This is a genomic window from Vibrio sp. R-1 (genome assembly GCF_035615595.1).
Taxonomy (GTDB): domain Bacteria; phylum Pseudomonadota; class Gammaproteobacteria; order Enterobacterales; family Vibrionaceae; genus Vibrio; species Vibrio cholerae.
This window is the reverse complement of record NZ_WPDC01000298.1, coordinates 1-522: the sequence shown is the minus strand read 5'-3', so window position 1 is coordinate 522 and position 522 is coordinate 1. Positions and strand designations below refer to the sequence as shown.

Below are 522 nucleotides of genomic sequence, written 5' to 3'. Positions count from 1 at the left end.
AAATGTAGCCAAAGAGCTAAATCGTTCGAACTACATTATTTTTAATATGAAAGATTGTGAAGTTTTGGAACTCAATGTTCAGCCAGATCATGTCCACTTAGTCGCGATAATTCCCTCCAAAGTATCCATTTCGACGTTGATGGGAGTTTTAAAGGGTAGGAGTGCAATTAGGCTATTCAACAAGTTTCCACATATCAGGAAAAAGTTATGGGGAAATCATTTTTGGTCGCGAGGCTATTTTGTGGATACGGTAGGTGTAAATGAAGAAATCATTAGACGGTATGTACGGCATCAAGACAAAAAAGAGCTTGAGCAAGAGCAGCAGTTAGAGTTATTGAGAGACTAACAGCGTCGTGCCCCCTTTTAATATATGCCTAGAAAAATGATTTTTACTATTATGGTGTTGAGCTTAAGAATTTATTGAATATACAATGGATTCACATTATCAAAGGGGTGTCGCACCTTGGGAAAAATTCGGTAAGCATAAATATAACAAACGCCTTAAGAGGGACTGTCAACGCG

At 37.9% G+C, this 522-nt stretch carries 1 protein-coding gene; it reads left to right on the top strand.

The window, feature by feature from the left end:
* A partial coding sequence (tnpA, locus tag GOU96_RS18215; RefSeq protein ID WP_258502465.1) for an IS200/IS605 family transposase occupies positions 1–346 on the top strand: 346 nt, incomplete at its 5' end.
* Between the last annotated feature and the right edge of the window lie 176 nt (positions 347–522).